General features: G+C 37.0%; 2 protein-coding genes. Both read left to right on the top strand.

The features are described 5' to 3' along the window. The first annotated feature begins 128 nt into the window (after positions 1 to 128). Positions 129 to 1,769 carry a sugar-binding protein gene (locus AB1414_17505; GenBank protein ID MEW6609212.1) on the top strand — a complete coding sequence of 547 codons (1,641 nt, stop codon included), beginning with the start codon at positions 129 to 131 and terminating at the stop codon, positions 1,767 to 1,769. Between the two features lie 322 nt (positions 1,770 to 2,091). Beyond that, positions 2,092 to 3,657 (top strand): hypothetical protein (locus AB1414_17500; protein MEW6609211.1); only part of this gene is annotated, 1,566 nt, incomplete at its 3' end.

The following is a 3,657-nucleotide window of genomic DNA, read 5'->3' as shown; positions in this document are numbered from 1 at the left end:
GGCACTTTTTGATCTATTTGAAGAACTTGAAATACCTCAAGCTTATTATAATCATGTAACTGAGTGGTTAGGGATATTAGACCCATAAGTAATATCCATAATTCAGGAGTTTAAGGAGGATGATAAAGATGGTTAACAAAATAACAGGAAGTTTGTTAAGTTTAGTGATTATCATTGTGAGTAGTTATACTTATGCATTTACCCCTAAAAAGGTAATAATTCCAGCCAAAGATATTAAGGAAGTTCTACCAATCGAGTGTGAATTTTCAAGTCCTACTTATGTTACCTATTCCCCTGATGGAACAAAGATACTTTATACTATACTCCTAAATTATCTTTACGGAGTGATAGTTTTTGAAGATTTAATTACAGGGAGTGGAACTTGCCTAACTTACCCCTATGAGACAGATACTCCTGCGGACGGGGATGGACGAGAGCCAGATTTTTCACCAGATGGGACACAAATTGTGTTTAGCTTAAGGAAAGAGGAGGATCGTATTCCTCAAATTTGGAAGATGGATGTAGATGGGTCAAATAAGAAACAATTGACTACTTTTAAAGAAGAGTTTCGTCGGTTATCTCCTAAGTGGTCTCCTGATGGAAAGAAAATATTAGTATATGTTAGTGATCATATTTATTGTATTAATGTAGAGGACTGGAGCGAAATAAGAATTCCAAGTGCTATAGGAGGAACCAAAGGAGACTGGTCTCCAGATGGTAAAAAAATTGCTTTAATTAACAAAGATAATCTTTGGCTCATTAATTCTGATGGTACCAATCCAGTTCGAGTCACTACAGATGGAAAGGCAGAGAGAGAATATGCTCCTTCCTGGTCGCCAGACTCCTCTAAGATTGCCTATACTAAAGTAGGGAAGCATTACGAGAATTATAATAGTTCAATAATAATTATCAATGTTGATGGTAGTAATCCAACTGAATTAGTCTTACCAACTGGTTTAGGAGGTAACTGTCCAGATTGGTCACCAAATGGTAAAGAGATTATCTTTGTGGGTGTGAAGGATATTACAGGACCTTATGAAAGGCCGAAATCCGCGGCAGGGATTTTTATCTTAACTCTACCACCAGAACTTCAGTCTGCACCTAAGAAAGGGATAATCGGGAAGATGGGAAAAAGGAGGGATGGAGAGGTTTTTGAGGTAACAAAAGTGAAGGGGAATATAGTTATTGATAGCATTTTAAGTGAAAAGGGATGGGGAGATGTTAAGAAAATATCTATGAATAAAAAGGAAGATGTTATCTATAAACTATCTAATTGGCAAGGAGAAGAAGATTTATCTGCTCTGGCTATGGTGCAAGGAGATGATAAAAACCTATATTTAGCCATTGCGGTAAAAGATGATAATTTTGTCCAGCCATTTACAGGAGATAATATTCTCAAAGGCGACCATCTTGAGCTTTGGTTTGAAACACCAAAAGGAATATATCAATTTGGTCTATCTCCTGGAGATTTTGAGAAAATAGTCCCAGAAATATTAGTTTGGCTACCAAAATTATCAAACCAACAAAAGCAAGATATGCTTAGAGGTATAAAAATAGCCAGCATAAAGACAAAAACAGGCTATAATCTTGAGGCAAAAATACCACTGGCTAATTTAGGAATAGACGGTCAAAAAAATAAGGCAATAGGATTTAGTCTGGTCATAAGCGATACAGACAACAAAGCAAAACCAGAACAAGATACATTACTTGCCTCATCTGACCTAAAATGGAACAAGCCAGAGACATTTGGGAAATTAGTATTTAAGTAGAGGCAGACCACGAAAGCAGGGAGAGGGCACAAAGGAGAATGAAAATAAGTAGTAAGTGGATTTAGCCGATTGAGCAGATAAAAAAACAGAAAAGAAATCCGATTAATCCGCTCAGTCCGATTACTAAAAAATAAAAAATCCGTGCTCATCCGTCTAATCCGTGTCATCCGTGTTCTATTCTTACGGTTATCCCAAGTTCGGATTTTTCAGAGGAAAGGAAGTTTCACGCCAAGCACGCAAAGAACGCAAAGGGAAATAAGGGAAAAAATTACCTTTGCGTCCTTTGCGTGAAAAGACTATTTTCAGGAGAAGGTGGTGAAAGATGTTCAAGACACGATTGTTTTTAATGCTAAGTGTAGTCCTTATTTCCAGTTTTTGCTATGCTGAGATAAATGATGGTGTTAAGTGGTTATATGACCACCAGAATACCGATTATTCGTGGGGCAATCCTGATACTACCGGGTTGAGAGATACCTGTGTAATTACGCAAACTTTGCTTGATTTAGAAGGGACTAAGACCAATCTTTTGCGGGCAATAGATTATATCGAGGCAACTGAACTCGATGTTTGTGATTATTTAGCACGGAAAATAGTAGCTTTGAATTCAGCAGGTATAGAGGTAGGTACTTTAACAGATATTTTAGTCTCGTATAAAAATGGTCATTATAAAAATTTTGGGTATCAGAAGGATGATTTAGGTAGTCCATTGGATACGTGCCTTGTTCTAATGGCATTATTAGCGTCTAATTATAGTGGAATTCAAGTTTATGTAGATATACTTAAATTTTTATTATATGCTCAAGGTAATTATGCCTATTGGCGATTTAGCCCATTTGAAACCTCAGGAAGTATATATTGTACCTCACAAGTCATCCTTTCTTTAGTTCAATTATTAGACGCAGGGATATTTACTCATCCAACTGATATAAATACAATAAAAACATCTATTTATAAGGGAACTAACTGGTTAAAAGGAGAACAAAATCAAGATGGTGGTTTTGGAAAGGATGGAAGCACTATCTATGAGACCTCAATTGTAGCATTAGCATTTTTAGGACAACCAGAATTAAGAACCTCACAAGATTTAAAAGAGGCATTAACTTATATTCGTCCTAATCAGAAGCCAAATGGTTCCTGGAATGATATGGTTTATGATACCGGGATAGCATTGAAGTCGCTAACTCAACAAAAGATAACTATCAGTCCATCTTCAGGGACAATTGGCACAATAGTTAAAGTTACAGGAGTGGGATTTGGACAGACAGAGGTAATCAGGATAGATTTTGGGCTGACAAAGACTATTACTACCTCTTTGACTAATGCAAGAGGGTCTTTTTCTGTTGCCTTTACTATTGATTCCCAACCAACAGGGCTGACGACTATTAAAGCGGTTGGAGTAAGTTCAGAATTAAGTGCTTATACTTATTTTAATATCTTTGAGCCTACGACGAGTATATTTATAGAACCTAACCTTGGTTCGGTAGGTACAATTGTCACTGTAATAGGTGATAGATTTGGGCAAAATGAAGAAGTAGCCATAGATTTTGGGATAACTAAGACAATTGCTACGGCACAAACTGATGGAAATGGGACTTTTACTGCCACATTTACAGTAGATTTACAGCCAGGATGTGGGACTTTGACCGTTCATGCTAAAGGACTTAACTCTGGCGATGAGGCAGAGGCATATTTTGTGATGCAGGCAAGGATTACCTTAGTCTCACCCACCTCTGGGACAGTAGGGAGTATAGTAAGTGTTAAAGGTGATGGATTTCATGCAAGTGAAGCAATAGCCATAGATTTTGGTATTACTCAAACTATCACTATGACTATGAGTGATTATTTAGGCCAATTTAGTGCTATCTTTACATTTGAGACGCAGGGAGCT

This window comes from bacterium (assembly GCA_040755795.1).
Taxonomy (GTDB): domain Bacteria; phylum UBA9089; class CG2-30-40-21; order CG2-30-40-21; family SBAY01; genus JBFLXS01.
Note: the sequence above shows the minus strand (reverse complement) of the source record. Positions and strands in the feature narration are given on the sequence as shown.

Bases quoted from the DNA above. Each gene is read 5' to 3' on its own strand.
- AB1414_17505 (MEW6609212.1), top strand. From the start codon at position 129: ATGGTTAACAAAATAACAGGAAGTTTGTTAAGTTTAGTGATTATCATT.